This window comes from Paraburkholderia atlantica, assembly GCF_009362785.1.
Taxonomy (GTDB): domain Bacteria; phylum Pseudomonadota; class Gammaproteobacteria; order Burkholderiales; family Burkholderiaceae; genus Paraburkholderia; species Paraburkholderia atlantica.
On sequence record NZ_WHNQ01000009.1, the window covers coordinates 112,957 to 139,742 of the forward strand.

At 65.2% G+C, this 26,786-nt stretch carries 28 protein-coding genes and 1 other RNA gene; 18 read left to right on the plus strand and 11 right to left on the minus strand.

All coding sequences use genetic code 11. From position 1 onward, the window contains the following. Nucleotides 1-15: 15 nt before the first annotated feature. Nucleotides 16-423 (minus strand): VOC family protein, encoded by a 408-nt coding sequence (locus GCT19_RS15555; RefSeq protein WP_018437715.1) that lies wholly within the window; start codon nucleotides 421-423, stop codon nucleotides 16-18. A 109-nt stretch (nucleotides 424-532) separates the two neighbouring features. Between GCT19_RS15555 and GCT19_RS15560 the strand changes: the two genes are divergently transcribed. From GCT19_RS15560 to lnt, 7 genes are all read left to right on the plus strand, one after another. Next, nucleotides 533-1,453 carry a LysR family transcriptional regulator gene (locus GCT19_RS15560; protein WP_152852460.1) on the plus strand — a complete coding sequence of 307 codons (921 nt, stop codon included), beginning with the start codon at nucleotides 533-535 and terminating at the stop codon, nucleotides 1,451-1,453. 189 nt (nucleotides 1,454-1,642) lie between these two features. After that, complete coding sequence (gene miaB, locus GCT19_RS15565) at nucleotides 1,643-3,028, plus strand: tRNA (N6-isopentenyl adenosine(37)-C2)-methylthiotransferase MiaB (protein WP_018437713.1); 1,386 nt, start codon at nucleotides 1,643-1,645, stop codon at nucleotides 3,026-3,028. A 52-nt stretch (nucleotides 3,029-3,080) separates the two neighbouring features. Continuing rightward, on the plus strand, nucleotides 3,081-4,160 hold the full coding sequence (locus GCT19_RS15570; protein WP_152852461.1) for a PhoH family protein: 1,080 nt from the start codon (nucleotides 3,081-3,083) through the stop codon (nucleotides 4,158-4,160). Nucleotides 4,161-4,250: 90 nt separating this feature from the next. After that, the gene (gene ybeY / locus GCT19_RS15575) at nucleotides 4,251-4,712 is read left to right on the plus strand and encodes an rRNA maturation RNase YbeY (RefSeq protein ID WP_018437711.1); all 462 of its coding nucleotides are present in this window, start codon (nucleotides 4,251-4,253) and stop codon (nucleotides 4,710-4,712) included. A 31-nt stretch (nucleotides 4,713-4,743) separates the two neighbouring features. Then, nucleotides 4,744-5,403: a gamma-glutamylcyclotransferase gene (locus GCT19_RS15580; RefSeq protein WP_013090489.1), complete on the plus strand. Its 660-nt coding sequence runs from the start codon at nucleotides 4,744-4,746 to the stop codon at nucleotides 5,401-5,403. A 219-nt stretch (nucleotides 5,404-5,622) separates the two neighbouring features. After that, a complete protein-coding gene (locus GCT19_RS15585; protein ID WP_013090490.1) occupies nucleotides 5,623-6,528 on the plus strand; it encodes an HlyC/CorC family transporter in 906 nt (301 codons plus the stop codon). A gap of 119 nt (nucleotides 6,529-6,647) precedes the next feature. Further along, nucleotides 6,648-8,399 carry an apolipoprotein N-acyltransferase gene (gene lnt, locus GCT19_RS15590; RefSeq protein ID WP_152852462.1) on the plus strand — a complete coding sequence of 584 codons (1,752 nt, stop codon included), beginning with the start codon at nucleotides 6,648-6,650 and terminating at the stop codon, nucleotides 8,397-8,399. Between the two features lie 87 nt (nucleotides 8,400-8,486). Here the strand turns inward: lnt and GCT19_RS15595 are convergent, their stop codons facing one another. Next, a complete protein-coding gene (locus tag GCT19_RS15595; RefSeq protein WP_018437709.1) occupies nucleotides 8,487-9,101 on the minus strand; it encodes a glutathione S-transferase C-terminal domain-containing protein in 615 nt (204 codons plus the stop codon). Nucleotides 9,102-9,311: 210 nt separating this feature from the next. Here GCT19_RS15595 and GCT19_RS15600 point away from each other — a divergent pair, with 210 nt between their 5' ends. The 5 genes from GCT19_RS15600 (at nucleotide 9,312) to purH (ending at nucleotide 15,124) form a co-directional block, all read left to right on the plus strand. After that, nucleotides 9,312-10,730 (plus strand): aminopeptidase P N-terminal domain-containing protein, encoded by a 1,419-nt coding sequence (locus GCT19_RS15600; protein WP_152852463.1) that lies wholly within the window; start codon nucleotides 9,312-9,314, stop codon nucleotides 10,728-10,730. Nucleotides 10,731-10,736: 6 nt separating this feature from the next. After that, a complete protein-coding gene (locus tag GCT19_RS15605; protein ID WP_152852464.1) occupies nucleotides 10,737-12,008 on the plus strand; it encodes a UbiH/UbiF/VisC/COQ6 family ubiquinone biosynthesis hydroxylase in 1,272 nt (423 codons plus the stop codon). Nucleotides 12,009-12,195: 187 nt separating this feature from the next. Then, the gene (dusB, locus tag GCT19_RS15610; RefSeq protein ID WP_018437706.1) at nucleotides 12,196-13,272 is read left to right on the plus strand and encodes a tRNA dihydrouridine synthase DusB; all 1,077 of its coding nucleotides are present in this window, start codon (nucleotides 12,196-12,198) and stop codon (nucleotides 13,270-13,272) included. Continuing rightward, complete coding sequence (locus tag GCT19_RS15615; protein ID WP_013090496.1) at nucleotides 13,269-13,502, plus strand: Fis family transcriptional regulator; 234 nt, start codon at nucleotides 13,269-13,271, stop codon at nucleotides 13,500-13,502. The genes dusB and GCT19_RS15615 overlap by 4 nt, the downstream gene beginning before the upstream one ends. A gap of 56 nt (nucleotides 13,503-13,558) precedes the next feature. Beyond that, on the plus strand, nucleotides 13,559-15,124 hold the full coding sequence (purH, locus tag GCT19_RS15620) for a bifunctional phosphoribosylaminoimidazolecarboxamide formyltransferase/IMP cyclohydrolase (protein WP_152852465.1): 1,566 nt from the start codon (nucleotides 13,559-13,561) through the stop codon (nucleotides 15,122-15,124). Between the two features lie 74 nt (nucleotides 15,125-15,198). On the opposite strand, the gene GCT19_RS15625 is transcribed toward purH, so the two are convergent. Further along, nucleotides 15,199-15,438 carry a hypothetical protein gene (locus GCT19_RS15625; protein ID WP_018437704.1) on the minus strand — a complete coding sequence of 80 codons (240 nt, stop codon included), beginning with the start codon at nucleotides 15,436-15,438 and terminating at the stop codon, nucleotides 15,199-15,201. Nucleotides 15,439-15,568: 130 nt separating this feature from the next. Here GCT19_RS15625 and ruvC point away from each other — a divergent pair, with 130 nt between their 5' ends. The 4 genes from ruvC to GCT19_RS15645 all read left to right on the plus strand — a co-directional run bounded on the left by ruvC (nucleotide 15,569) and on the right by GCT19_RS15645 (nucleotide 18,873). Next, nucleotides 15,569-16,111: a crossover junction endodeoxyribonuclease RuvC gene (ruvC, locus tag GCT19_RS15630; protein ID WP_008919621.1), complete on the plus strand. Its 543-nt coding sequence runs from the start codon at nucleotides 15,569-15,571 to the stop codon at nucleotides 16,109-16,111. A 90-nt stretch (nucleotides 16,112-16,201) separates the two neighbouring features. Beyond that, nucleotides 16,202-16,783, plus strand: a complete 582-nt coding sequence (gene ruvA / locus GCT19_RS15635) for a Holliday junction branch migration protein RuvA (protein WP_018421776.1) — start codon at nucleotides 16,202-16,204, stop codon at nucleotides 16,781-16,783. 30 nt (nucleotides 16,784-16,813) lie between these two features. After that, entirely contained in the window at nucleotides 16,814-17,875 is a 1,062-nt protein-coding gene (gene ruvB, locus GCT19_RS15640; RefSeq protein ID WP_013090500.1) for a Holliday junction branch migration DNA helicase RuvB, read from the plus strand. A 23-nt stretch (nucleotides 17,876-17,898) separates the two neighbouring features. Continuing rightward, nucleotides 17,899-18,873, plus strand: a complete 975-nt coding sequence (locus GCT19_RS15645) for an oxygenase MpaB family protein (protein WP_018437703.1) — start codon at nucleotides 17,899-17,901, stop codon at nucleotides 18,871-18,873. Between the two features lie 36 nt (nucleotides 18,874-18,909). Here the strand turns inward: GCT19_RS15645 and GCT19_RS15650 are convergent, their stop codons facing one another. From GCT19_RS15650 to tyrS, 3 genes are all read right to left on the minus strand, one after another. Continuing rightward, entirely contained in the window at nucleotides 18,910-19,584 is a 675-nt protein-coding gene (locus GCT19_RS15650) for a histidine phosphatase family protein (RefSeq protein WP_018437702.1), read from the minus strand. A 102-nt stretch (nucleotides 19,585-19,686) separates the two neighbouring features. Beyond that, complete coding sequence (gene dtd, locus GCT19_RS15655; RefSeq protein WP_184132325.1) at nucleotides 19,687-20,145, minus strand: D-aminoacyl-tRNA deacylase; 459 nt, start codon at nucleotides 20,143-20,145, stop codon at nucleotides 19,687-19,689. Further along, on the minus strand, nucleotides 20,142-21,392 hold the full coding sequence (gene tyrS, locus GCT19_RS15660; RefSeq protein ID WP_013090504.1) for a tyrosine--tRNA ligase: 1,251 nt from the start codon (nucleotides 21,390-21,392) through the stop codon (nucleotides 20,142-20,144). The genes dtd and tyrS overlap by 4 nt, the downstream gene beginning before the upstream one ends. A gap of 179 nt (nucleotides 21,393-21,571) precedes the next feature. Here tyrS and GCT19_RS15665 point away from each other — a divergent pair, with 179 nt between their 5' ends. Further along, nucleotides 21,572-22,702, plus strand: coding sequence for an anhydro-N-acetylmuramic acid kinase (locus tag GCT19_RS15665; RefSeq protein WP_321576814.1), 1,131 nt, complete (start codon nucleotides 21,572-21,574; stop codon nucleotides 22,700-22,702). Nucleotides 22,703-22,824: 122 nt separating this feature from the next. Here GCT19_RS15665 and erpA read toward each other — a convergent pair whose 3' ends face one another. The 3 genes from erpA to rplM form a co-directional block, all read right to left on the minus strand. Beyond that, a complete protein-coding gene (gene erpA, locus GCT19_RS15670) occupies nucleotides 22,825-23,190 on the minus strand; it encodes an iron-sulfur cluster insertion protein ErpA (protein WP_013090506.1) in 366 nt (121 codons plus the stop codon). Nucleotides 23,191-23,424: 234 nt separating this feature from the next. Then, nucleotides 23,425-23,817, minus strand: coding sequence for a 30S ribosomal protein S9 (gene rpsI / locus GCT19_RS15675; protein WP_013090507.1), 393 nt, complete (start codon nucleotides 23,815-23,817; stop codon nucleotides 23,425-23,427). Between the two features lie 11 nt (nucleotides 23,818-23,828). Further along, the gene (gene rplM, locus GCT19_RS15680) at nucleotides 23,829-24,257 is read right to left on the minus strand and encodes a 50S ribosomal protein L13 (protein ID WP_013090508.1); all 429 of its coding nucleotides are present in this window, start codon (nucleotides 24,255-24,257) and stop codon (nucleotides 23,829-23,831) included. A 638-nt stretch (nucleotides 24,258-24,895) separates the two neighbouring features. Here rplM and GCT19_RS15685 point away from each other — a divergent pair. After that, the gene (locus GCT19_RS15685) at nucleotides 24,896-25,318 is read left to right on the plus strand and encodes an OsmC family protein (protein WP_026226035.1); all 423 of its coding nucleotides are present in this window, start codon (nucleotides 24,896-24,898) and stop codon (nucleotides 25,316-25,318) included. Nucleotides 25,319-25,405: 87 nt separating this feature from the next. On the opposite strand, the gene rnpB is transcribed toward GCT19_RS15685, so the two are convergent. Both rnpB and GCT19_RS15695 read right to left on the minus strand, forming a co-directional pair. Continuing rightward, nucleotides 25,406-25,819: RNase P RNA component class A (rnpB, locus tag GCT19_RS15690), an RNA gene on the minus strand. Between the two features lie 35 nt (nucleotides 25,820-25,854). Further along, nucleotides 25,855-26,781: a DUF3025 domain-containing protein gene (locus GCT19_RS15695; protein WP_152852467.1), complete on the minus strand. Its 927-nt coding sequence runs from the start codon at nucleotides 26,779-26,781 to the stop codon at nucleotides 25,855-25,857. Nucleotides 26,782-26,786 lie beyond the last annotated feature (5 nt).

Consider the following 26,786-nt stretch of genomic DNA (forward strand, 5'->3'; position numbering starts at 1 on the left):
GGTAATGAGGTGTGGTCAGGATTCGGGTTGGATGGTCTGGCGCGCCGCCGTCACGAATTCGATGACGACGCCCTGCGCGAGCGCGACGAACAACTGCCGCTCCGCCGGTTGCGCGGCGCTCGCCGGCACCTGCGCGGTCTGATAGCCGATGTGGTGCGCGTCGAGCCGCTCGAGCAACGCTTGCCATTCGCCGGCGCTATCGAGCCGAAAGGCGATGTGATCGATGCGCGGCGTGATGCGGCCCACCGCGCCGGAAGCCGGCGCGCCGATCAGATGCAAGACCGGGCGGCCGCTTGCGTACAGCCAGTAGCCGTCGACGGAAAACGGCGGGCGCGCGCCGTCGGTAAGCCCGGCGATATCGACGAAGAAACGTCGGGCCGAATCGAGGTCGGCGGTGACGATGGTCGCGTGATCGAGTTGCATGGCTAAGGACAGCAGCGGAGTTTCGACGGCTGCATTGTCGTGGCGCCGCGTCGATTTGATAATTGGCGTAGCATTTGAAGCATTTTCAAATTCTGCTTGAAAGCCAGCGATGGATAACCTCGGCGACATCCGCCTCTTCGTCGAAGCGGCGCAGCAAGGCAGCCTGTCGGCGGCGGGCCGCAAGATGGGTCTGACGCCCGCCGCGGCGAGCGCGCGGCTCGCGAAGCTCGAAGCGAGGCTCAAAGCGCGCCTGTTCGAGCGCACTACCCGGCAACTACGGCTCACCGACGAAGGCCGCCTCTACCTGAACTGCTGCCGCCAGGCGCTGCAATCGCTCGACGACGCCGAAGCCGCGCTGCAAGCGGGCCAGGGCGTCGTGCGCGGCAAGGTGCGGGTGTCGGCGACTTCGGACTTCGGCCGCAATCTGCTGATGCATTGGCTCGACGAATTCAACGCGCTGTACCCGGACGTGACGTTCGCGTTGACGCTGTCCGATGCGCTGGCCAATCTCGTGCAGGAGGACATCGATCTGGCGATTCGCTTCGGCGTGCCGCAGGACAGCTCGCTGGTCGCGCGCCGGCTCGCGCCGAACCGGCGCGTGCTGTGTGCATCGCCGGAATACATCGGGCGTCGCGGCGAGCCGAAAGACCCGCTCGACCTCGCCAATTTCGACTGCATCGTGCTCGGTACCACATCGGGGCCGGCCAGCGAATGGCGCTTCACGCGCGGCGACGAGGTGCAGCACTACAGCGTGCCGTTCGAAGCGGCGCGCGAAACCAACGACGGCGCGGTCGCGCGCGAATGGGCGTTGCGCGGCTACGGCATTGCGATCAAATCGATGTGGGACGTGGAAGCGGACCTGCGCGCCGGCCGCCTGAAGATCCTGCTGCCGGAGTGGCGCTATCCGGATGCGCCGCTGCACGCGCTGTATCACCGCAACCGCTTCATGGCGCCGCGCGTGCGCGTGCTGCTCGATTTCCTCGCCGAGCGCTTCGCGCAGGTGTCGGATGAACTGGAAAGCCTGTTGTGACTGCCGCCGGACCGGCCAATGAGCGCCCAGTGGCCGACAAAAACCCCCGCAGCTTGAAGGGCTATAATATGCAGTTACGCTGCGAAGACATGCGCAAGCCGGCCATCACGCGCCGCGCTGCCCCGCGCCGCGGCCTCCTTCACCTTTTTACGACGCCCCCAGGTTAACCACTGCGACCGGCGAAATTCGATGACCAAGAAAGTTTATGTAAAGACCTTTGGCTGCCAGATGAACGAGTACGACTCCGACAAAATGGTCGACGTGCTCGGTGCCGCTGAAGGACTCGTCAAGACCGACACGCCGGAAGACGCCGACGTGATCCTGTTCAATACCTGCTCGGTGCGCGAAAAAGCGCAGGAAAAAGTCTTCTCCGACCTCGGCCGCGTGCGCGAGCTGAAGGACGCGAATCCGAATCTGATCATTGGCGTGGGTGGCTGCGTCGCGAGCCAGGAAGGCGCATCGATCGTCGCGCGCGCGCCTTACGTCGATATCGTGTTCGGTCCGCAAACGCTGCACCGCCTGCCGCAGATGATCGACGAGCGCCGTGCGAGCGGCCGCGCGCAGGTCGATATTTCGTTTCCCGAAATCGAGAAGTTCGATCACCTGCCGCCGGCGCGCGTCGAAGGTCCGAGCGCGTTCGTGTCGATCATGGAAGGCTGCAGCAAGTACTGCAGCTATTGCGTCGTGCCGTACACGCGCGGAGAGGAAGTGTCGCGTCCGCTCGACGACGTACTGACCGAAATCGCCGGTCTCGCCGACCAGGGCGTGCGCGAAGTCACGCTGCTCGGCCAGAACGTGAACGCTTATCGTGGAAAATTCGGCGGCGCGCTGACCTTGGGCTCGACCGAGATCGCCGACTTCGCGACGCTGATCGAGTACGTCGCGGACATCCCCGGCATCGAACGGATTCGCTATACGACGTCGCATCCGAAGGAATTCACGCAGCGCCTGATCGACACCTACGCGAAGGTGCCGAAGCTCGTCAGCCACCTGCATCTGCCGGTACAGCACGGCTCCGACCGCATCCTGATGGCGATGAAGCGCGGCTACACCGTGCTCGAGTACAAGTCCGTGATCCGCAAGCTGCGCGCGATCCGCCCGGACCTGTCGCTGTCGACGGACATGATCGTCGGCTTCCCCGGCGAGACCGAGGAAGACTTCGCGAAGATGATGGCGCTCGTCGAAGAGATGAAGTACGACACGAGCTTCTCGTTCATCTACAGCCCGCGCCCAGGCACGCCGGCCGCGAACCTGCACGACGACACGCCGCGCGAGGTGAAGCTGAAACGTCTTCAGCATCTGCAGGCCACGATCGAAGAGAACGTGCAGCGCATCAGCGACGCGATGGTCGGCAAGGTCGAGCGCATTCTGGTCGAGCGCCCGGCGCGCAAGGACCCGAACGAGCTCGCGGGCCGCACCGAGAACAACCGCGTCGTCAATTTCCCGGCGCCGGTGGCGTCGCATGCACGGCTGATCGGTCAGATGGTCGACGTGAAGATCGTGCACGCGTACCCGCACTCGCTGCGCGGCGAACTGGTGATGGTTCACGACGACAGCACCGCCGCGACGCACTGAGCGCACTGACCGACATTCTGAGTATCGCAACCGACAGGATCGACTCACCGCCTTGAAGACCACTCAGCAGCATCTGGAATTCACCGCACCGCGCGAAGACAACGCGCGGCTCGCCAACCTCTGCGGACCGCTCGACGAAAATCTGCGGCAGATCGAGCAGGCCCTCGACGTGACCCTGTCGCGCCGCGGCCACCGCATCACGATTCGCGGGCGCGGCGCGAAACTCGCGCTCACCGCCCTCGAAAACTTCTACAACAGCGCACGCGAGCCCTTGTCGGTCGATGACATCCAGCTCGCGCTCGTCGAAGTGCGTCATCCGGCGCGCCATCGTTCGAATGGCAACGGCAATGGCGACGGCGACGGCGACGCGCGCTTCGCGGGCAACCCCGATCATCCGTTCGACCAGCCCGCCGATGCGAATGCGAGCGAAGACGACTTCGAGGAATACGGCCCGAAGCTGTACACACGGCGCGCGGATCTGCGCGGCCGCACGCCGGCGCAACGCGAATACCTGAAGCAGATCGTGTCGCACGACGTCACGTTCGGCGTCGGCCCGGCCGGTACAGGCAAGACCTACCTCGCGGTGGCCTGCGCGGTCGACGCGCTCGAGCGCGATCAGGTCAAGCGCATCGTGCTGACGCGCCCGGCCGTCGAAGCGGGCGAACGCCTCGGCTTTTTGCCGGGCGATCTCGCACAGAAGGTCGATCCGTATCTGCGTCCGCTGTACGACGCGCTGTACGACCTGCTCGGCTTCGACAAGACCGCCAAGATGTTCGAGCGGCAGATGATCGAAATCGCGCCGCTCGCGTACATGCGCGGCCGCACGCTGAATCACGCGTTCATCATCCTCGACGAGGCGCAGAACACCACGCCCGAGCAGATGAAGATGTTCCTCACGCGGATCGGCTTCGGCTCGAAGGCGGTCGTCACCGGCGACACGACCCAGGTCGACCTGCCGCGCGGCCAGAAGAGCGGGCTGATCGAAGCGCAGCAGGTGCTCGCGAACGTGCGCGGCATCGCGCTCACGCGTTTCACGAGCGCGGACGTGGTGCGCCATCCGCTGGTCGCGCGAATTGTGGAGGCGTACGATGCGCATGCGCAGAAGTCGACGGCTGCGGCCGATCCGCGCTAAAGCGATGCGCTTCGCAGCGCGAGGCCCTGGTGGCCTCGCCACCACGCCGCAAAAAACGACTGAGCCACGAACGCCACGCATAGACACCGCATGAGCCGCACCCCGAAACTAACGCTGAGCCTGCAATTCCCCGCCGCCAAAGCCTGGCCGGAACACAAGGCGTTGCTGCCGCGCGCGACGGTGGCAGGCTGGATCAAGGCGGCGCTCTTCGCGGACGGCGAACTGACGGTTCGCTTCGTCGACGCCGAAGAAGGCCGCACGCTGAACCGCACCTATCGCGGCAAGGATTACGCGACCAATGTGCTGACCTTCGCCTACGCCGAATCGGAAGACGACCCGGTGACGGGCGATCTGATTCTGTGCTGCCCGGTCGTCGAGAAGGAAGCCGCCGAGCAGGGCAAGCCGCTCGCCGCGCATTACGCGCACCTGCTCGTGCACGGCACGCTGCATGCACAAGGCTACGACCACGAGGTCGAAGAAGAAGCCGAGGAAATGGAAGCGATCGAAACCGAAATCCTCGCCAGACTCGGCTTTCCGGACCCTTATCAATAGGCGTCCCCGCCCCCTTCCAACCGAACCTACCGTGAGCACTCCGTCCCCCGAAGCCGAGATCCCCGTGCGCTGTCCGGACTACCCGCCGGTACTCGGCGAATCGCGGCTTCTGACGAACGACGAACTGCACGCGTCGCTCGAATGCACATTGCGCGGCTGGGACCGCCAGAGCGATCTGTGGCTGTTCGGTTATGGCTCGCTGATCTGGAATCCGGGCCTGCCCACCGTCGAAGCGATGCGCTCGAAGGTGCACGGCTATCACCGTGGCCTCTATCTGTGGTCGCGAGTGAATCGCGGCACGCCCGAGCAACCCGGCCTCGTGCTCGCGCTCGACCGCGGCGGCTCGTGCACCGGCATGGCGTTCCGGCTCGCCGCCGATGGCTCGATGCCGCATCTCGAAGCACTGTGGCGCCGCGAAATGCCGATGGGCTCGTACCGTCCCGCGTGGCTGCCATGCGTGCTCGCCGACGGCCGGCGCGTCGACGCGCTCGCCTTCGTGATGCGCCGCGACGTACCGAGCTACACCGGCAAGCTTCGCGACGACATCATCCAGACCGTGCTGGGCTGCGCGAGCGGCCGCTACGGCACGACCTTCGATTACGTCAGCCGCACCGTGCATGCGCTGCGCGAAAGCGGCATGCCGGACCGTGCGCTCGAAGCGCTGCTCGCGCGCTGCAAGCCGGCCGTGTAATTTCGTCATCTCGGCGAAAACCCCACCCGCGACTTTTTTGCCGGCGAGCGCTTTTGCCCGCGTAATCGGTTAGGATGATTCCACGCCACGCCATCGCGGCGCGGCCGTTTCACCCTGGCTTCGCTCATCGCCCGGCCCGGCGGGACACGGTTCCGCCATGTGCCTGGTGTATCCTTAACGCTCTGTAACAGCGCGCCCAGTCTCGCCGGGCGCACTACCATGAACGACACGTATCCCAGTCGACGCCATACCGGACGCCAACTCGACAAACCGCAGGAAAAGCGCTCGCTGCTCGAGCGCCTGACCGACTTCATCTCGCCCGAACCCGACTCGCGGGCCGAACTTCTGGAAATTCTGCAGGACGCGCACGAGCGCAACCTGATCGACGCCGACTCGCTGTCGATGATCGAAGGCGTGTTCCAGGTGTCGGAACTGAGCGCACGCGACATCATGGTGCCGCGCGCGCAAATGGACGCGATCAACATCGCGGACAATCCCGCTGAATTCATCCCCTACGTGCTGGAGAAAGCGCACTCGCGCTATCCGGTCTACGAGGGCAATCGCGACAACATCATCGGCGTGCTGCTCGCGAAAGATCTGCTGCGCTACTACGCAGAAGAAGAATTCGACGTGCGCGGCATGCTGCGCCCGGCCGTGTTCATCCCCGAGTCGAAGCGGCTGAACGTGCTGCTGCACGACTTTCGCGTGAACCGCAACCACCTTGCGGTGGTCGTCGACGAATACGGCGGCGTCGCGGGCCTGATCACGATCGAAGACGTGCTGGAGCAGATCGTCGGCGACATCGAGGACGAATACGATTTCGACGAGGAAAGCGGCAACATCATCGCGTCGCCGGACGGACGATTCCGCGTGCGCGCGCTGACCGAAATCGAGCAGTTCAACGACACCTTCGGCACGCATTATTCAGACGAAGAAGTCGACACGATCGGCGGGCTGGTCACGCATCACTTCGGCCGGGTGCCGCATCGGGGCGAGAAAGTGCGCCTCGACGATCTGATCTTCGAGATCCTGCGCGGTGACGCCCGCCAGATCCACATGCTGCTGGTGCGCCGCGATCCGCTCGCGGGCCAGCGCGAGCGCGAGTCTCAGCACGTGCAGACCTGAGCCAGCGGCTCGGGCCGATGCACGGCCCAAGCGCGCGCGCACTTTTATTGCGGGCGCATGTCGCCTGCTCGTTTGCCTACTGATTTGCCCTTTCAACTTCCGACGCCGACCGAGCAACAATGGCCGACCCGATTACTTCCCGTTCACAGCGCGGCGTGAGCGCCCCCGCTCCCACCGACGACGCCACGCGCAGCCGCGCGCTGCCGCGCTGGCACTACCTCGTCGCACTGGCCGCGGGCGCGGCCAATACGCTGTCGTTCGCGCCGACGCCGCATGGCGGCTGGCTGCAACTCGCAATCTTCGTGTTCTTCTTCGCGTGGCTCACACGCAGCACCGGCTGGAAAAGCGCCGCGCTGACGGGCGGCGCGTTCGGCTTCGGCAACTTCGTGAGCGGGGTCTGGTGGCTGTATGTGAGCATGCACTACTACGGCGGCATGCCGGCGCCGCTCGCCGGCACGGCGCTCGTGCTGTTCTCGCTGTATCTCGCCCTCTATCCGGCGCTCGCCGCGGGGATATGGTCGTTCTGCGCGGGCCATGCGCGCAACGGTGCGGCCGACGACCGCGCGCCATTCTCGCCGACCTGGCACGGCGCGCTGGCTTTTGCCAGCGCGTGGGCGATCGGCGAATGGCTGCGCGGCACGGTGTTCACGGGCTTTCCGTGGCTCGCCACCGGTTATGCGCAAGTCGACGGCCCGTTGGCGGGGTTCGCGCCGGTAGTCGGCGTGTATGGCGTCGGCTGGATGGTCGCGCTGACGGCCGCGTTGATCACGCAGGCGTTGCTGGCGCTGCTGCCGTCGTGGCGCCCCGGGCATGCCAATGAATCGCGCGAGCCGAACGCCAGCGCCGCTGGTGAGGTCGACACCCGCGCCGTGCGAGGCCGCGGCACGCGCGTCGCCCGCATCGCCGTGCCAGCCGGCGTCGCGCTCGCGCTGCTCGTGATCGGCCTGCTGCTGCCGCTCGTGCAGTGGACCACGCCCGCCAACGCGCCGCTGACGGTGCGTCTACTGCAAGGCAACGTGAAGCAGGAGATGAAATTCGAGGAAGCCGGCTTGCGCGCGGCGGTCGACGAGTATCAGAAAATGATCACATCGAAGCCGGCCGATCTGATCGTCACACCCGAAACTGCGATCCCCGTGCTCGCGCAGCAGCTGCCGCCGAACTTCGCGGCGGCGATCCGCCAGTTCACCGATTCGACCGGCAGTGCGCTGCTGTTCGGCGCGATCGGCGGCACGATCACGCCGGACGGCCGGGTGGTCGACTACACCAACAGCCTGTTCGGCGTCACGCCCGGCTCGCACGAGATCTATCGCTACGACAAGCACCATCTGGTGCCGTTCGGCGAATTCGTGCCGTGGGGCTTCCGCTGGTTCGTGAACCTGATGAACATTCCGCTCGGCGACTTCTTCCGCGGCCCGACGGTGCAAAAGCCGTTCATGGTGCATAACCAGCCGGTCGCGGTGAACATCTGCTACGAGGACATCTTCGGCGAGGAAATCGCGCGCACGCTGCGCGAGAACTCGACGCCCGCCGGCGTGCTGATCAACTCGACCAATCTCGCGTGGTTCGGCGACACGATCGCGCTCGACCAGCATCTGCAGATCGCGCGCATGCGCTCGCTTGAAACCGGCCGCCCGATGCTGCGCGCAACCAACACCGGCATGACCGCCGCGATCGACGCGAACGGCCGCGTGATCGGCCGCCTGACGCCGTACACGGTCGGCTCGCTCGACGTCAACGTGCAAGGCACCGCCGGCAACACGCCTTACGTGACGAGCGGCAACAACACGGTGCTCGCGGTGTCGGTGCTGCTGCTCGCGATCGGTTTCGCGTTCGGACCGGGAATCGCGCGGCGACGCAACGGCAAGCGGTAACGCCTACGCTGACGTAACGGGAACACCACCCGCAAAAAAAATGCGCCTGACATGCAGGCGCATTTTTTTATGCTCATTCGAGCTTCATCAATCCTTCGGCGCGGTATCGATGAACGACTGCCGCTGCGACAGCTTCTGGAAATGCTTGTCCAGATTCGGATGCGATTCGCGCCAGTTCAGATCCGGCATACGGAAGTCCAGATACCCGAGCGCGCAGCCCACCGCGATGTCGGCGAGCGTGTAGTGATTGCTCGCGCACCACGGCTTGCTGCCGAGCCCCTGCGACATCGCGATCAGCGCTTCGTCGATCTTGCGCTGCTGCCGCGCGACCCACGCGTCCACGCGCTGCTCGGGCGCGCGCTGTGTGCTTTCGAGACGGATCAGCACGGCCGCGTCGAGCACGCCGTCGGCGAGCGCCTCCCAGCAGCGCACTTCGATGCGCTCGCGCCCCGACGGCGGAATCAGCTTGCCTACCGGCGACAGCGTATCGACGTATTCGCAGATCACGCGTGAATCGAACACGGCTTCGCCGTCTTCCATCACGAGGCACGGCACCTTGCCGAGAGGGTTGAAGGTGTGAATCCGGGTATCCGGCGCCCAGACGTTCTCGGGCACCAGTTCGTAGTCGATCTTCTTGTCGGCGAGCACGATGCGCGCTTTACGCACGTACGGGCTGCCGAACGAACCGATGAGTTTCATCATGACCTTCTGCCTTTTTCTGAATCCGGCGAAAGTATAAGTGGTCTAAGGCTTTCGCGAGATGCTGGCGGCATCTTCGCGAACCGCTCGCCGAGCCGCTGTGGACGGATTGCAACATGACGGCGGCCGCCGCGCCGTCGGAATCCGCACAAAGCGAGGCAATGTCGTGCGCGGAGAATGGGGCCAGCAGACACGCGGCGCTACAATCGCACGATGAACCAGCCGACCGAACCCACCATCGCCATCGACGTCTACCGCACGCGCCGCGAGCGCGTTCTCGCCGCGCTGCGCGCCGCGGGCGGCGGCGTCGCCATCGTCCCGACCGCGCCGGAAGCGCTGCGCAACCGCGACACCGACTATCCGTACCGCCACGACAGCTACTTCTATTATCTGACCGGCTTCACCGAGCCCGAAGCGCTGCTGGTGCTCGATGCGAGCGCCGCGCCCGGCGCGCCCGCGTCAGTGCTGTTCTGCCGCGAGAAAAGCGTCGAGCGCGAGACGTGGGAAGGCTTCCGTTTCGGCCCCGACGGCGCGCGCGAAGCATTCGGGCTCGATGCCGCGTTCCCGATCGGCGAACTCGACACGCAGTTGCCGCGCATCATCGCCGACAAGCCGGGGCTGCACTACGCGTTCGGCACCTCGGCGCATCTGGACGAGCAGGTGCGCGGCTGGCTCGACGCGGTGCGCGCACAAAGCCGCAGCGGCACCGTCGCGCCCACGGCCGCGCGCGACCTGCTGCCGTTGCTCGACGACATGCGGCTCGTCAAGGACGACCACGAACTCGCGATCATGCGCCGCGCCGGACAGATTTCGGCGGCCGCGCATCGTCGCGCGATGGCGGTGTGCCGGCCCGGTATCCGCGAGTACGAACTCGAGGCCGAACTGCTCTATACGTTCCGCAAGTTCGGCGCGCAGGCGCCGGCCTATACGTCGATCGTCGCGGCCGGCGCGAACGCGTGCGTGCTGCACTACCCCGCCGGCAACGCGATCGCGCACGACGGCGACCTGATCCTGATCGACGCGGCCTGCGAACTCGACGGCTATGCGTCGGACATTACGCGCACGTTCCCGGCGAGCGGCCGGTTCACGCCGGCGCAGCGCGAGCTGTACGACATCGTGCTGGCCGCGCAGCAGGCCGCCGTCGACGCAACGCACGCCGGCGCTAGCTTCGACGATCCGCACCAGGCCGCGCTGCGCGTGCTGTCGCAGGGGCTGCTCGACACCGGCATCGTGGCGCGCGCGAAGTTCGCATCGGTCGACGACGTGATCGCCGAGCGCGCCTACGCGCCGTTTTACATGCACCGCACCGGCCACTGGCTCGGCATGGACGTGCACGATTGCGGCGATTACCGTGAGCGTGGCGCGGCTCGCGACGAGACCGGCGCGCTGCCGTGGCGTACGCTGCGCGCGTCGATGACGCTGACGATCGAGCCGGGTCTGTACGTGCGCCCGGCCGAAGGTGTGCCTGAGCGCTACTGGAACATCGGCATCCGTATCGAGGACGACGCGATCGTCACGCCGAGCGGCTGTGAGCTGATCACGCGCGACGTGCCGGTCGCCGCCGACGAGATCGAGGCGCTGATGCAGCAAGCACGAGCGGCCGATCAAGCGTTTCCTCAACAGAGGACCTGATCCGCGATGAACGAAGCATCTCCATCGGCGGTGATCCTGAGGCCCGCCTCCCACCAGCACAGGTTCGATTTCGATGTGACGATCGTCGGCGCCGGTCCGGTCGGACTCGCGCTCGCCGGCTGGCTCGCGCGCCGCAGCGTGACGCGCGAACTGAAGATCGCGCTCGTCGACGCGCGCGAGCCGGAAGACTCGATCGCCGATCCGCGCGCGATCGCAGTCTCGCACGGCAGCAGGATGATCCTCGAGCCGCTGCGCTGGCCGGCCGACGCCACCGCGATCGAGCGCATCCACGTGTCGCAGCGCGGTCATTTCGGCCGCACGCTGATCGATCATCGCGAGCACGGCCTGCCCGCGCTCGGCTACGTGCTGCGCTACGGCTCGATCGTGCACGGCCTCGCCGACGCCGTGCACGCGACGCCGGTCCACTGGTTCCGCTCGACGTCGGCCGGCGCGCCGGTTCAGGAGCTCGACGGCGTCACCCTGCCGATCGAAACCGCGGGCGTCGCGCGCCAGTTGCGCACGCGAATTCTGGTGAACGCCGAGGGCGGCCTGTTCGGCGACCAGAAGCACGCGAAAAAAACGGGCCGCGCCCCGGACGAAGGCCCCGGCGCACACAGCATCGGTAAAAACAACACCGGCTCGCGCGACTACGGCCAGACCGCGCTGGTCGGCACGGTCACCGTGTCCGCGCCGCAGCCGCACGTCGCATGGGAGCGCTTCACGTCGCAAGGCCCGATCGCGCTGCTGCCGATGGGCGGCGTACGTGGCGCCGACTACGCGCTCGTCTGGTGCTGCGCGCCCGACGAAGCCGCGCGCCGCGCCCGGCTTCCCGACGAAGCGTTCCTGCGCGAGCTCGATGCCGCGTTCGGCGACCGCATGGGCCGCTTTACGCACATCAAGGGCCGCGCGTCGTTTCCGCTCGGTCTGAACACGGTCGACACGCTCGTGAACGGGCACATCGTCGCGATCGGCAACGCGGCGCAGACGTTGCATCCGGTGGCGGGCCAAGGCCTCAACCTCGGCCTGCGCGACGCGCACGCGCTCGCCGACGCGCTGTCCGCCGAGGGCCCGACACCGCTCGCGCTCGCCACTTTCGCGCAGCGCCGCGCGCTCGACCGGCGCCTGACGATCGGCTCGACCGACACGCTCGCGCGCCTGTTCACCATCGACTTCGCGCCGCTCGCGGTACTGCGCGGTCTCGCGCTGACCGCACTCGAATTCGTCCCTCCGGTGAAAACCGCGCTCGCGCGTCAGATGATGTTCGGCCAGCGGCGCTAGCGGCGCAAAACGCCGCGCGGCTCTATGAACCGCGCGACTTTCATAGAAGATTTAACGGGTTACGAGACCCGGTTCGCGAGTCCCGGCAACCCGTTAACGCTAAAATGGTGGTTTTCCCTCGCATTTCGCGCTGCGTCGGCCGTCACGATTGTCAAATCCTGACCCGTCGTCGGCGCACGCTCACGTCATGCCCACTCTCGGCCCCCACAATCTGCGCAATAACCTGTTCGTCGCTCCGATGGCCGGCGTGACCGACCGGCCGTTCCGCCAGCTGTGCAAACGGCTCGGCGCGGGCTACGCGGTGTCGGAAATGGTCGCGTCGAACGCGCAGCTGTGGAAAAGCGAAAAGACCATGCGCCGCGCGAATCACGAAGGCGAGGTCGAGCCGATCGCGGTGCAGATCGCCGGCGCTGACCCGGACATGATGGCCGAGGCCGCCCGCTACAACGTCGCTAACGGCGCGCAGATCATCGACATCAACATGGGCTGCCCGGCCAAGAAGGTTTGCAACGTGGCGGCCGGCTCGGCGTTGCTGCAGAACGAGCCGCTCGTGCAGCGCATCGTCGAGGCCGTCGTGAACGCGGTTGGCGTCGGGCCCGACGCGGTGCCCGTCACGCTGAAAATCCGCACCGGCTGGAATCGCGAGAACAAAAACGCGCTGAACGTCGCGCGTCTCGCTCAAGCCGCGGGCATTTCGATGCTGACCGTGCACGGCCGCACGCGCGCCGACCTGTACCACGGCGACGCCGAGTACGAAACCATCGCCGCCGTGAAAGCGGCGGTGGACATTCCGGTCGTCGCGAACGGCGACATCACGTCGCCGCAAAAGGCGCGCGAGGTGCTCGCCGCGACCGGCGCGGACGCGATCATGATCGGGCGGGCCGCGCAGGGCCGTCCGTGGCTGTTCCGCGAGATCGAGCATTTCCTGCAGACGGGCGAGCTTCTGCCGCCGCCGCGCATCGATGAAATCCAGCAGGTGATGAACGAGCATCTCGAAGATCACTATGCTTTTTACGGGGAATTTACCGGTGTTCGCACTGCGCGCAAGCACATCGGCTGGTACACTCGCGGCCTTTCCGGCGCCAACCTGTTCCGGCATCGCATGAATACGCTGGACACCACGCGCGAACAACTCCTCGCCGTCAACGAGTTCTTTGACGCGCAAAAGGCGATCTCAGACCGCCTCGTCTACGTCGACGAAGCGCCCGGCAATCCCGGGCTCGACAGCCAGGGCGAGGACAACACCGACCGACTAGCAGCATGAGCAAGAACAACATCGAACAATCTGTCCGCGACAGCCTGGATGTGTATTTCCAGGATCTCGACGGCTCCAATCCGCACGACGTCTACGACATGGTCATTTCATGCGTGGAAAAACCCTTGCTCGAAGTGGTGCTCGAGCAGGCCAACGGTAACCAGTCGCTGGCCGCCGAGTATCTCGGCATCAACCGCAATACGCTGCGCAAGAAGCTGCAACAACACGGTTTGCTGTAGCGCGTTGTAGTTTCTCGCGCCCTGCCACGTTTCCCCTTCGGCTTTTCGTCTTCATCATGATCAAGCAAGCGCTCATCTCCGTTTCCGACAAGTCCGGCATCGTCGACTTCGCCAAATCGTTGTCGGACCTCGGCATCAAGATCCTGTCGACCGGCGGCACCGCGAAACTGCTCGCGGACGCGGGCCTGTCCGTCACCGAAGTCGCCGATTACACGGGCTTCCCGGAAATGCTCGACGGGCGCGTGAAAACGCTGCATCCGAAGGTGCACGGCGGCATCCTCGCGCGCCGCGATCTGCCCGAACACATGGCCGCGCTCGAGAAGCACGAGATTCCGACCATCGACCTGCTGGTCGTGAACCTGTACCCGTTCGTGCGGACCGTGTCGAAGGAAGAGTGCTCGCTCGAAGACGCGATCGAGAACATCGACATCGGCGGCCCGACGATGCTGCGCTCGGCCGCGAAGAATCATCGTGACGTGACGGTGGTGGTCGATCCGGCCGACTACGCGGTCGTGCTCGACGAAATGCGCGCGAACGGCAACACGGTGTCGTACAAGACGAACTTCCGCCTCGCGACCAAGGTGTACGCGCACACCGCGCAGTACGACGGCGCGATCACGAACTACCTGACGAGCCTGACCGACGAGTTGCAGCACTCGTCGCGCAACGAATACCCGGCCACCTTCAACTTGGCGTTCAACAAGGTGCAGGACCTGCGCTACGGCGAGAACCCGCACCAGAGCGCGGCATTCTTCCGCGACCTGACCGTGCCGGACGGCGCGCTCGCGAACTACAACCAGTTGCAGGGCAAGGAACTGTCGTACAACAACATCGCCGACTCCGACGCGGCGTGGGAATGCGTGAAGACCTTCGACGTGCCCGCCTGCGTGATCGTCAAGCACGCGAATCCGTGCGGCGTCGCGATCGGCGCGAACGCGCACGAAGCGTACTCGAAGGCGTTCCAGACCGACCCGACCTCGGCGTTCGGCGGCATCATCGCGTTCAACCGCGAAGTCGACGAAGCGGCCGCGCAAGCCGTCGCGAAGCAGTTCGTCGAAGTGCTGATCGCGCCGTCGTTCAGCGCCGAAGCACGCCACGTGTTCGCGGCGAAGCAGAACGTGCGTCTGCTCGAAATCGCGCTGGGCGAAGGCCATAACACGTTCGATCTGAAGCGCGTCGGCGGCGGCCTGCTGGTGCAGTCGCTCGATTCGAAGAACGTGCAGCCGCGCGAACTGCGCGTCGTCACGAAGCGTCATCCGACGCCGAAGGAAATGGACGACCTGTTGTTCGCATGGCGTGTCGCGAAGTACGTGAAGTCGAACGCGATCGTGTTCTGCGCGAACGGCATGACGCTCGGCGTCGGCGCGGGTCAGATGAGCCGCGTGGACTCGGCGCGCATCGCGAGCATCAAGGCGCAGAACGCCGGTCTGACGCTGGCCGGTTCGGCGGTCGCATCGGACGCGTTCTTCCCGTTCCGCGACGGTCTCGACGTGGTGGTCGCGGCAGGCGCGACCTGCGTGATCCAGCCGGGCGGCTCGGTGCGCGATGACGAAGTGGTCATGGCCGCCGACGAGCACAACATCGCTATGGTGCTGACGGGCGTGCGTCACTTCCGTCATTGACCGGCTGAAGTTCGCTAGCTGAAAAAAGGCCCGGCGGGTTGTCCCGCCGGGCCTTTTGTCTTGCAGCGACGCGTTCAATCATCCGGATCTTTGCGCGCGTAACCGTCCCGCACTTGCGTATGCTGGCTGATGTACGTGCCCAAACCCTGGCCGCGCCGCGCGAGACGCTTCAGCACCGAGAGATGCTCGGCGCCGACACTTGCCTCTGTGTACCAATACACGACGCCCGGCCGAAAACGCACCTTGATGAAATCGTCGCCGATTTCATAGGCGTCGACGCCCGAGTCGCGGCTGAGATTGCGGTAGCGCTCCATTCCCGATCGCCCTCCTCGTGCAAAGCTTTAGCAGGTTTTATTCCGCCTGGCATGCTGCCAGCAGTCCGCCGCACGCCGCGTTCGTTGTAGTATCGCAGGCACCTGGTTTTTATCGCTTGTGCGGCACTTCATGAGAATTCTCGGCATCGACCCCGGCCTACGCGTGACCGGCTTCGGCGTGATCGAACAACACGGCCACACACTGCGCTACGTCGCGAGCGGCGTGATCCGCACCGCCGACGCCGATCTGCCGTCGCGGCTTGGCACCATCTTCGCAGGCATCTCGACGCTGATCCGCGAGCACGCGCCGGATCAGGCGGCGATCGAAAAAGTCTTCGTCAACGTCAATCCGCAGTCGACGCTGCTGCTCGGCCAGGCACGCGGCGCCGCGATCTGCGGGCTCGTCGCGGGCGGCGTGCCGGTCGCCGAATACACCGCGCTGCAGCTGAAGCAGTCGGTGGTCGGCTATGGCCGCGCGACCAAAGAGCAGATGCAGCAGATGGTCGTGCGGCTCTTGAGCCTGTCGGGCGTACCCGGCACCGACGCCGCCGACGCGCTCGGCATGGCCATCTGCCACGCGCACGGCGGCTCGACGCTGAGCACGCTCGGCGGCATCGCACCGGCGCTCGCGAAGAAGGGGCTGCGGGTGCGGCGCGGGCGTCTGGTCGGCTAGCGCGACGCATGGCCCGGTAACGCCGTTCGCATCGCCGATCCGCTACGCTACACTCGCGCATTCCCATCCGACTCTGAAAACTAATCCGCCATGATCGGTCGCATCGCCGGCGTTCTGCTGGAAAAAAACCCGCCGCATCTGCTCGTCGACTGCAACGGCGTCGGCTATGAAGTGGACGTGCCGATGAGCACGTTCTACAACCTGCCGTCGACCGGTGAGCGCATCGTGTTGCTTACGCAGATGATCGTTCGCGAGGACGCGCATCTGCTGTACGGCTTCGGCACCGCACAGGAACGCGCGACGTTCCGCGAGCTGCTGAAGATTTCCGGCATCGGCGCGCGCATGGCGCTCGCGGTGCTGTCGGGCATGAGCGTCGCGGAGCTCGCACAGACCGTCACGATGCAGGACGCCGCGCGCCTCACGCGGGTGCCGGGCATCGGCAAGAAGACCGCCGAGCGGCTGCTGCTCGAACTGAAGGGCAAGCTTGGCGCCGACCTCGGCGCGATGGCGGGCGCCGCGTCGCCATCCGACCACGCGTCCGACATCCTCAATGCGCTGCTCGCGCTCGGCTACTCGGAAAAAGAAGCGCTTGCGGCGATCAAGAACGTGCCGGCCGGCACGGGCGTGTCCGAGGGCATCAAGCTCGCGCTGAAGGCGCTGTCGAAGGGCTGATGCGCGATCCGTGCGCGGTACAATGAGCAGATGATCGAAACCGACAAACTCGCCGCCGAGCGCATCATCGCGGCCACGCCCGTGTCGCCGAACGAAGAAGCGTTCGAACGCGCGCTGCGCCCGCGTCAGCTCGACGAATATGTCGGGCAGGAGAAAGTTCGCGGCCAGCTCGAAATCTTCATCGAGGCCGCGAAGCGCCGTTCCGAATCGCTCGACCACGTGTTGCTGTTCGGCCCGCCTGGCCTCGGCAAGACCACGCTCGCGCACATCATCGCGCGCGAGATGGGCGTCAATCTGCGGCAAACGTCGGGGCCGGTGCTCGAACGCGCCGGCGACCTCGCCGCGCTGCTCACCAATCTCGAAGCCAACGACGTGCTGTTCATCGACGAAATCCACCGGCTGTCGCCGGTCGTCGAGGAAATCCTCTATCCGGCGCTCGAGGATTATCAGATCGACATCATGATCGGCGAAGGGCCCGCCGCGCGCAGCGTGAAGCTCGATCTGCAGCCGTTCACGCTGGTCGGCGCGACCACGCGCGCGGGTATGCTGACCAATCCGCTGCGCGACCGTTTCGGCATCGTCGCGCGGCTCGAGTTCTACAACGCCGAGGAGCTCGCGCGCATCGTCACGCGGTCGGCCGCGCTGCTCGGCGCGCAGATCCATCCGGACGGCGCGTTCGAAATCGCCCGTCGCGCGCGCGGCACACCGCGTATCGCGAACCGCCTGCTGCGGCGCGTGCGCGACTTCGCCGAGGTGAAAGCCGACGGCAACATCACCGCGCAAGTGGCCGACGCCGCGCTCAGCATGCTCGACGTCGACGCGGTCGGCTTCGACCTGATGGACCGCAAGCTGCTCGAAGCGATCCTGTACAAGTTCGACGGCGGTCCGGTGGGTGTCGACAATCTCGCGGCGGCGATCGGCGAGGAGCGCGATACGATCGAAGACGTGCTCGAGCCGTATCTGATCCAGCAGGGCTTTCTGCAGCGCACGCCGCGCGGCCGCGTCGCGACGCTGCTCACGTATAGGCACTTCGGACTGGCCGCGCCGGATTCGTCGAGCGCGCTGCCGGGTCTGTGGAATTCCACGAACTGAGTCACACGGCGAGGCCGACCAGGATGTCCGATCAGACCCAGCAACCCGGCCCTTCCAACCGTTCACCCGTCAATCCCGCCGGCGACCCGTCCGGCAATTTCGCGGCGCGCCTCACCCACCGCCTGCGCTCGAAACTCGCCGCCGGCGTCACGCATCTGACGACCGGTAGCGGACCGGTGCTCGATTACTCATCGCCGCCGGGCGATCCTGGCCTGTTCGGGCCGAACTCCGTCTGCTGGAAAGTCCACGCCGACTTCACGTCGATGATGACGGGCGGCATCAGCGCGCTGCTGCTGCAAGCGCTGCATCCGCTCGCGCTCGCGGGCGTCTGGGACCACTCGAGTTTTCGCACCGACATCCTGGGCCGGCTGCGCCGCACGGCGACGTTCATCGCCGGCACGACGTACGGCAGCAAGAGCGATGCGCTCGCGTTGATCGAGCGGGTGAAGCGCATCCACCTGGACGTCGCCGGCGTCGCGCCGGACGGCCAGTCGTATCGCGCGAGCGAGCCCGCGCTGCTGACGTGGGTGCACGTCGCGGAAGTGTCGAGCTTCATGACCGCGCATCTGCGCTATGTGAATCCGGTGCTGTCCGTCGCCGCACAGGATCAATACTTCGCGGAAACCGCGCGCATCGCGGAAATGCTCGGCGCCGTCGATATTCCGCGCTCGCGTGCCGAGATCGAGGCGTACCTGCTCGCGATGCGGCCCGCGCTCGTCGCCAGCGAGCGCACGCGCGAAGTCGTCAGGATTCTGATGAACGCGCCGGCACCGAGCTTCGCGATGCGGCCCGCCGGCACGCTGATGCTCAACGCGGGGGTCGATCTGTTGCCCGACTGGGCGCAGACGATGCTCGATTTGAATCGCTACGCGGTGCTGCGTCGAACCTTCGCACGGCCTGGCGTGCGGGTCGTCGCGCCGGTGATCCGCTGGGCGCTGGTCAATGGCGTATCGAAGCGAGCGCGGCGGCGCGCGGCGGCGGCCCGACGGCAGGATTGATTGCGCCGCGCGAGCCTGGCCATTGTCGGCTTCGGCTTACCGCGTCGACTCCGGTCCCTTCCTGAAACCATCGTCGTCGGCGCTGCCGGCTTCGAGATGCGATACGTCCGCCCACGTCACGATCGTCGCGCGATCGCTCCCGTAATCCACGACGTTCAGGCTGGTGTTCAGCAGCGGGTAATTACGGGGTGCGTCGAGCGGCATACTGGTTGCAAAGCGGTGCACGCAGTCGAGCACGCCGCCATGCGTGACACACACGATGCGTCCACCCGGATGCGCGGCGACGAGCGGCTCGATCGCATGCATGATGCGGTGGTAGAACACGCGGTGCGACTCGCCCTCGGGCGGCGCAAAGCCGGGATCGCGGGTTTGCCACTGCGCGTATTCGTCGGGGAAACGTAGCGCGATCTCGTCGCTGTCATGGCCCTGGAACGCGCCGTACGAGCGCTCGCGCAAGTTCTCGCGCGATTGCAGCGGCAGGCCGAGCGCCTCGCCGATCGGCTGCGCGGTCTGCTGCGCGCGCTGCAGGTCGCTCGAATAGATCGCGTCGAGCCGCGCGCCCTGCTTCGCCTCGGCGGCTAGACGCTGCGCGAGACGTTGCGCCTGCGCGATGCCGGTCGTCGCGAGCGGAATGTCGATGTGGCCTTGAATGCGCTTGATGCGGTTCCAGTCGGTCTCGCCGTGTCGGATAAACAGGATCTGCGTCGTCATGAGAGAGGGGGCCGTTCGCGGTTGTGTCCAACGGCTATTGTCGCAAAAAGCGGCGGCGCGGCTCGGGTGCCGCGACCGCGCGCTCGCATTGTTCGCGCTCTTTTACGCGTTGGTCTGCAACCAGAACGTGACCGGCCCGTCGTTGACGAGTGACACCTGCATTTCCGCGCCGAACTCGCCGGTCTCGACGATCGGATGCTTTGCGCGCGCGGCCGCGACGAAGTAGTCGAACAGGCGCTTGCCCTCGTCGGGCGGCGCGGCCGGCGTGAAGCTCGGGCGCAGGCCGCTGTTGGTATCGGCCGCAAGCGTGAACTGCGAGACGAGCAGCAGGCCGCCCGCGCGTCCGGCGCCGTCGAGATTTTGCACCGACAGGTTCATCTTGCCGGCCGCGTCGCTGAACACGCGGTAGCCGAGCACCTTGGCGAGCAGCTTGTCGGCCACGGCCTCGGTATCGCCGCGCTCCGCGCAGACGAGCGCGAGCAGGCCCGCGTCGATCGCGCCGGTTACACGATCGGCGACGCGCACTTCGGCGCGCCGCACGCGTTGGATCAGCGCGATCACGCCGTCAGCGTCACGCGTGCGAAGCGGCGCTTGCCGACCTGCACGACGTATTCGCCCGCTTCGACCTTCAGGCCTTTGTCGGACACCGCGGTGCCATCGATTTTCACGCCGCCTTGCTCGATGTTGCGCAGTGCCTCGCTCGTCGACGGCACGAGGTTCGCCTGCTTCAGCAACTGGCCGATCGCAAGCGGTGCGCCCGCGAGCGTCACAGCCGGAATATCGTCGGGCACACCGCCCTTCGCGCGATGGTTGAAGTCCTCGAGCGCACGCTCGGCATCCGCCTGCGAGTGGAAACGCGCGACGATTTCCTGGCCGAGCATCACCTTGAAGTCGCGCGGATTACGGCCCGCTTCGGCCTCGCGCTTGAAGCCGGCGATTTCGTCCATCGGACGGAACGACAGCAATTCGAAGTAACGCCACATCAGCGTGTCGGAGATGCTCATCAGCTTGCCGAACATGTCGGTCGGCTTTTCGCTGATGCCGATGTAATTGTTCTTCGACTTCGACATCTTCTCGACGCCGTCGAGCCCTTCGAGCAGCGGCATGGTCAGGATGCACTGCTGCTCCTGACCGTACTGCTTCTGCAACTCGCGACCGACCAGCAGGTTGAACTTCTGGTCCGTGCCACCGAGTTCGAGGTCCGCGTTCAGCGCGACCGAGTCGTAGCCCTGCATCAGCGGGTACAGGAATTCGTGAATCGAGATCGGCACGCCGCCCTGGAAGCGCTTCGTGAAGTCCTCGCGCTCGAGAATGCGCGCGACCGTGTAGCGCGACGCGAGCTTGATCATGCCGTCGGCGCCGAGCGGCATCGACCATTCGCTGTTGTAGCGGATCTCGGTCTTGTCGCGATCGAGCACGAGCGCCGCCTGCTCGAAGTACGTCTTCGCGTTCGATTCGATCTGCTCGCGCGTGAGCGGCGGGCGGGTCGCGTTGCGCCCGGACGGGTCGCCGATCAGCGACGTGAAATCGCCGATCAGGAAAATCACCGTGTGGCCGAGGTCCTGCAGCTGGCGCATCTTGTTCAGCACGACCGTGTGGCCGATGTGGATGTCGGGCGCGGTCGGATCGAGCCCGAGCTTGATGCGCAGCGGCTTGGCCGTCGCCGCGCTGCGCGCGAGCTTTTGCGCGAATTCGTCTTCGATCAGCAGTTCGTCGACGCCGCGCTTGGTCACGGCGAGCGCGTGACGGACTTCGTCGGTGATCGGGAAGGCGGAAGCGGGAGTGGGCTGGGTGGACTCGGTGCTCATGCTGGAAACGTGAAGTCGCGAAAAAACAGGATTGTCCCATAGATGCGCGCCGCCGCGCCCACTGACACGCCCTGCGCGGCTCCGCGACGGGCGATTTCGTTGCCGCTCGCGTCAACTTCGGCGTTTGCGCCGATAATCTGCTACAACGAATCGCAATGAACATCGACAGGAGCAGCGACGTGGCGCAAGACCCCGCAGACGGCATCTATTTCGGACTGATGTCGGGAACCAGCATGGACGGCGTGGACGGCGTGGCCGTCCGGTTTGCCACAGGGAAACCGCCCGAAGTGCTGGCCGAGGCGTTCGTCGGGTTTTCGGCCGGCATCCGCGAGGCGCTGTTCGCGCTGCAACAGCCGGGGGACAACGAGATCGAGCGCGAAGCGCTTGCCGCCAATGCGCTCGCGACGCGCTACACGGTGTGCTGCCACGATCTGCTGCGCGACAGCCGCGTATCGGCCGATCAGGTCCGCGCGATCGGCGTGCATGGGCAGACCGTGCGGCATCGGCCGGAAAAGGGCTATACGCGGCAGATCAACAACCCGGCGCTGCTCGCGGAAATGTTGCATATCGACGTGGTCGCCGATTTCCGCAGCCGCGACGTCGCAGCGGGCGGCCAGGGCGCGCCGCTCGTGCCCGCTTTTCACGCGACGATCTTCGGCGCGAAGGACGAAACGCGCGTCGTCTGCAATCTCGGCGGCATCAGCAACATCACGATCCTGAACGCAACCGGCGGGGTGCGCGGCTTTGACTGCGGCCCGGCGAACGCGCTACTCGACGCGTGGGCCGAGCGCCATCTCGGCAAGCCATTCGACGAAAACGGTCATTTCGCGGCGAGCGGCCAGGTCGATCGCAAGCTGCTGAATGCGCTGCTCGACGAACCGTTCTTCGCCGAGCAGCCGCCCAAGAGCACCGGCCGCGATCTGTTCAACACCGCATGGCTAGATGCGAAGCTCGAGCCGTTCACCGCGCTCGCACCAGCCGACGTACAGGCGACGCTCGTCGCGCTGACTGCGGTGACGGTTGCGCGCGAGATCGAACGACATGCATCCGACGCGCGGGCCGTGTACGTGTGCGGCGGCGGCGCGCGCAATCCGGAGATCATGAAGGCGTTGCAGCAGGCGCTCGAAGACAGCGGCGTAAGCGGCGTGCCCGTGATGACGACCGACGCGCTCGGCGTGCCGCCGAGCCAGGTCGAGCCGCTGGCGTTCGCGTGGCTCGCGATGCGCTGCATCGCGCGTCTGCCGGGCAGTCTGCCAAGCGTGACGGGGGCGTCCGCGCAGCGGGTGCTGGGGGCGATTTATCCGCGTTGACGAGAGGCAAAGGCGAAGAAATTGACGCCTATCGTCGTCACGCGCTGCTTCCGCGGTGTGAAAGCAATAAAAAAAACGGGGCCGAGGCCCCGTTTGCGCTGTGGCTGAATGAGCCTTTCCGCTCAGACCGAGAACGACGAACCGCAACCGCAGGTCGTGGTCGCATTCGGGTTCTTGATGACAAACTGCGCGCCGTTGATGTCATCCTTGTAGTCGATCTCTGCGCCTACCAGGTACTGATAGCTCATCGAGTCGATCAGCAGTTGGACGCCGCTCTTGTTCATCACGGTGTCGTCTTCGTTGATCGCTTCGTCAAACGTGAAGCCGTACTGGAAGCCCGAGCAGCCGCCGCCCTGCACAAATACGCGCAGCTTGAGCTCCGGGTTGCCTTCCTCATCGATCAGTTGCTTGACCTTGTCAGCCGCTGCGTCGGTGAAGACGAAGGGGGCCGGCATCTCGGTCACGGGGGTGTCGGTGACTGCGTTCATTCGAACTCTCCAAAAAGCTTTAGCCGATATTGTAGGGCTGTTCCGAAGATCGTGCTGATGCCCACAAAATCAATGGGTTCTTGTTGCAAGGTCGATGCAAGGCAAGCCGTTGCCGCTCGAGCGAACGAGACCGGGCTGCAAACCCCAGTGAATCATAAAAAAAGCCGCCTTCGCGCGTGGCGTTGGCGGCTTTTGCTGCAAACCGGCGTGAAGGCCGGTTCGCGCCCGAAACGATTAACGCTTCGAGAACTGCTTGCGGCGACGTGCCTTGTGGAAGCCGACCTTCTTACGTTCGACTTCACGAGCGTCACGCGTCACGAAGCCAGCGTTCGACAGTTGCGGCTTCAGCGTTGCGTCGTAGTCCATCAGCGCGCGGGTGATGCCGTGGCGAACCGCACCGGCTTGACCCGTTTCACCGCCGCCGGTCACGTTCACCTTGATGTCGAACGTGGTGCCGTGGTTCGTGAGTTCCAGCGGCTGGCGCACGATCATCAGCGACGTTTCGCGCGAGAAGTAGTCGGCGATGGGCTTGCCGTTCACAACGATGTCGCCCTTGCCTGCCTTGATGAACACGCGAGCGACGGCGCTCTTGCGGCGGCCCGTGCCGTAATTCCAGTTACCGATCATGTGGGCTCCCCTTAGATCTCGAGCGCCTTCGGCTGTTGTGCCGAATGCGGATGCGTTGCGTCAGCGTAGACCTTCAGCTTCTTGATCATCGCGTAGCCGAGCGGGCCCTTCGGCAGCATGCCCTTGACCGCCTTCTCGAGCGCGCGGCCCGGGAAGCGTTCCTGCATCTTGCCGAACGTCGTTTCATAGATACCGCCCGGGTAGCCCGAGTGACGGTAGTACTTCTTGTCGGTAACCTTGTTGCCCGTGACCTTCAGCTTGCCTGCGTTGATAACGATGATGAAATCACCGGTGTCGACGTGGGGAGTGAATTCAGGCTTGTGCTTGCCGCGAAGACGGTGTGCCACTTCGCTGGCGACACGCCCGAGAACCTTATCCGTCGCGTCAATCACGTACCATTCGCGCGTCACCTCATGGGCTTTTGCGGAAAACGTCTTCATGATCGATCCAAAAAAATTGCTGCGCCCAATGTGTTCTTTCCTGCTTGTAGTGTGCGCATCGAGGCGCGTGCAGGCTCTCCCTGGTTCTTCTTCCGCGGGCGCGGATGCGGAAAAGCCCTGAATTATAAAGGAATTTGTGCTCGCAAGTCAAAACGTGCGATGTGCACGCCAGAAGCGGTCCGAAATCGGGGCAAAACGCCGGACAAAGGCAGACGAAAAAAAACCCGAACAAGTGGTTCGGGTTTAATCCACCAAAGGAGGAGGTGGAGGAGACAGCGGAGGTTGCAGAGCTGCTGCAACGATGGGTGAATTATAAGAGTCGCCCTTGTGCAACGCAAGAATATTTGCATTGCGAAATGCGCTTTCATAATGTGACACACTCGGTGCACTGCGAACGTTGGGCAAAAAATCCCTTATGGATCAACCGCGAACGGCGAAATAATTCAAACCGCATTCAAACATCCCCTAGAGTAAAACCCCTAAACCGGATGCGGGACAGCGAATCGAGCGTCCATTCCGCACTGCAGCAAGAAAGCAATCAGTGTGCATGGAAACCGGGTGCGGTCAGCCGCAGCTAATTGTCAGACGCCGGGCTACAATGCCGTCTCGACAAAGCGATGCGCGGTGGGAGTGACAGCATGGAATGCAAAGTAAGCTGGATGGGACAAGACGGGATGGCGTTCGCAGCCGAGACGGGCAGCGGTCATCTGGTCGCGATGGACGGCGCACCCGAGGGTGGCGGACGCAACCTCGCGCCGCGTCCGATGGAAATGGTGCTGCTTGGCACCGGCGGCTGTACCGCCTACGACGTCGTGATGATCCTGAAGAAGAGCCGCCAGGAGATCGCCGGCTGCTCGGTGACGCTGAAGGCCGAGCGCGCAAGCGAAGATCCGAAGGTGTTCACGAAGATCCACTTCCACTTCACGGTGACGGGCAAGAATCTGAATCCAGCGACCGTCGAGCGCGCGATCAATCTGTCGCACGACAAATACTGCTCGGCGTCGATCATGATCGCGAAGACCGCCGAACTCACGCATTCGTTCGACATCGTCGCGCTCTGAGCGCGATAGCGATAGCGGCCACGGCCGCCACCCTCGCCTCAAATGAAAAAGCCGGCGTCCCAACGGACGCCGGCTTTTCTTATTCAGCGGCAAAGCAGGCCGATAAGCCGGATTCTGTGCACACGCCGCGTCCGGAGACGCGACGCGCGTGGCAGCCATTCCTCTAGGCGCGCCATTACTGACGCGCTCAAGCTTCCTACCCGCAGACGAGACGGGGGCCCCGTCCTGCATCGCGAAGATGCGCGCCTGCCTACTTGGAATTGCTCCGGGTGGAGGTTACCGTGCCGGTCTGCCTTGCGACAGCCGCGGTGCGCTCTTACCGCACCGTTTCACCCTTACCTGATCCCGGCTTGCGCCGGGCCATCGGCGGTTTGCTTTCTGTTGCCCTGTTCCGCGTGTCGCCACGGATGGCCGTTAGCCATCACCCTGCCCTGTGGAGTCCGGACTTTCCTCGCCCTCGTTGGCCGAAGCCGCCGAGGCCGCGACTGCCTGGCCTGCTTTGCTGGCGCGGATTTTAACACCGAAAGCAAAAGCGCCTAACGCTTGCGCCGCCCAGCTCGAAACACGGTCGCGTCGTCATAGAACGCGGGTGATTCGTTCTCCGGCCACCAGCCCGGAATGCCGAGCACCGGCAGCGGTGCGAACAGGCTGCTCGTCAAAGCCTCGGTACCTAGCAGCGCCGTGCTGACCGCTTCATCTAGCCATGCGTCGCGCGCCAGGGTGTCCCAGTCGAAATACTCGGCCGGCACGTCGACGATCCACGCATGACCGGTGCAGCCCTTGAACGGCGCGATCAGCTTTTCCAGCAGCGCATGGCCGAAGCAGCGCACTTCGCAGCCGCGCCCCCACGCATCGCGCCGCGCGACGAACAGCGTCTGCCAGTCGAAGCCCCGTAGCGCGGCGCTCAGCGCGGGATCGGCGCAAGCGAACAGCAGCGCGTTCTCGTCGAACAGAGTCAGCATGTCGCGCACGCCGCCACGCGTCGGGCCGACGCCGAGCACGTCGAGTTCGGCCGACTGCCGCGCGTTCAACGCCGCCTTGATGCGCGGAAACGCGAACCACATCGAACCGTTGAAGAAGTCGTGCAGATTGTGGCGCGTCGGCACGCAACCGGTCGACGCGATATGCCCCTCGTACGCGGCGCCCGGTGGCAGATCGTCCTGCGCGATAAACGCGAGACGGCGGCCGCGACCGGTGGTCTGTTGCATCAAAGCGGCGTCGGCGTTCATCGCGGCGAGCAAATCTGCATAGCCGGTCAGCGCGGCTTGCTGCCAACGCTGACCGCGTGCGGCGAATTGCGCGAACCACGGCGTCGACCAGTCGATCGCGGCGAAGCCTGGCGGCACAGGCTCGGGTGCCATGCCGCGCGCAGCTTTGGCCGCGGCTTCATGTGCTAGCGCGGAGCTCGAGTTCGCCGCGACATCAACATTGGCAGCGCGCTGGCCCGCGTCACGCTCGGGCATCTAAC

Bases quoted from the DNA above. Each gene is read 5' to 3' on its own strand.
- GCT19_RS15555 (WP_018437715.1), bottom strand. From the start codon at position 423: ATGCAACTCGATCACGCGACCATCGTCACCGCCGACCTCGATTCGGCC.
- GCT19_RS15685 (WP_026226035.1), top strand. From the start codon at position 24,896: ATGGAATGCAAAGTAAGCTGGATGGGACAAGACGGGATGGCGTTCGCA.
- GCT19_RS15650 (WP_018437702.1), bottom strand. From the start codon at position 19,584: ATGACGACGCAGATCCTGTTTATCCGACACGGCGAGACCGACTGGAAC.
- ruvB (WP_013090500.1), top strand. From the start codon at position 16,814: ATGATCGAAACCGACAAACTCGCCGCCGAGCGCATCATCGCGGCCACG.
- GCT19_RS15560 (WP_152852460.1), top strand. From the start codon at position 533: ATGGATAACCTCGGCGACATCCGCCTCTTCGTCGAAGCGGCGCAGCAA.
- GCT19_RS15615 (WP_013090496.1), top strand. From the start codon at position 13,269: ATGAGCAAGAACAACATCGAACAATCTGTCCGCGACAGCCTGGATGTG.
- tyrS (WP_013090504.1), bottom strand. From the start codon at position 21,392: ATGAGCACCGAGTCCACCCAGCCCACTCCCGCTTCCGCCTTCCCGATC.
- GCT19_RS15625 (WP_018437704.1), bottom strand. From the start codon at position 15,438: ATGGAGCGCTACCGCAATCTCAGCCGCGACTCGGGCGTCGACGCCTAT.
- ruvA (WP_018421776.1), top strand. From the start codon at position 16,202: ATGATCGGTCGCATCGCCGGCGTTCTGCTGGAAAAAAACCCGCCGCAT.
- dusB (WP_018437706.1), top strand. From the start codon at position 12,196: ATGCCCACTCTCGGCCCCCACAATCTGCGCAATAACCTGTTCGTCGCT.
- ybeY (WP_018437711.1), top strand. From the start codon at position 4,251: ATGAGCCGCACCCCGAAACTAACGCTGAGCCTGCAATTCCCCGCCGCC.
- GCT19_RS15645 (WP_018437703.1), top strand. From the start codon at position 17,899: ATGTCCGATCAGACCCAGCAACCCGGCCCTTCCAACCGTTCACCCGTC.
- ruvC (WP_008919621.1), top strand. From the start codon at position 15,569: ATGAGAATTCTCGGCATCGACCCCGGCCTACGCGTGACCGGCTTCGGC.
- rpsI (WP_013090507.1), bottom strand. From the start codon at position 23,817: ATGATCGGTAACTGGAATTACGGCACGGGCCGCCGCAAGAGCGCCGTC.
- miaB (WP_018437713.1), top strand. From the start codon at position 1,643: ATGACCAAGAAAGTTTATGTAAAGACCTTTGGCTGCCAGATGAACGAG.
- GCT19_RS15600 (WP_152852463.1), top strand. From the start codon at position 9,312: ATGAACCAGCCGACCGAACCCACCATCGCCATCGACGTCTACCGCACG.
- erpA (WP_013090506.1), bottom strand. From the start codon at position 23,190: ATGAACGCAGTCACCGACACCCCCGTGACCGAGATGCCGGCCCCCTTC.
- rplM (WP_013090508.1), bottom strand. From the start codon at position 24,257: ATGAAGACGTTTTCCGCAAAAGCCCATGAGGTGACGCGCGAATGGTAC.
- GCT19_RS15585 (WP_013090490.1), top strand. From the start codon at position 5,623: ATGAACGACACGTATCCCAGTCGACGCCATACCGGACGCCAACTCGAC.
- purH (WP_152852465.1), top strand. From the start codon at position 13,559: ATGATCAAGCAAGCGCTCATCTCCGTTTCCGACAAGTCCGGCATCGTC.
- GCT19_RS15595 (WP_018437709.1), bottom strand. From the start codon at position 9,101: ATGATGAAACTCATCGGTTCGTTCGGCAGCCCGTACGTGCGTAAAGCG.
- GCT19_RS15695 (WP_152852467.1), bottom strand. From the start codon at position 26,781: ATGCCCGAGCGTGACGCGGGCCAGCGCGCTGCCAATGTTGATGTCGCG.
- lnt (WP_152852462.1), top strand. From the start codon at position 6,648: ATGGCCGACCCGATTACTTCCCGTTCACAGCGCGGCGTGAGCGCCCCC.
- GCT19_RS15605 (WP_152852464.1), top strand. From the start codon at position 10,737: ATGAACGAAGCATCTCCATCGGCGGTGATCCTGAGGCCCGCCTCCCAC.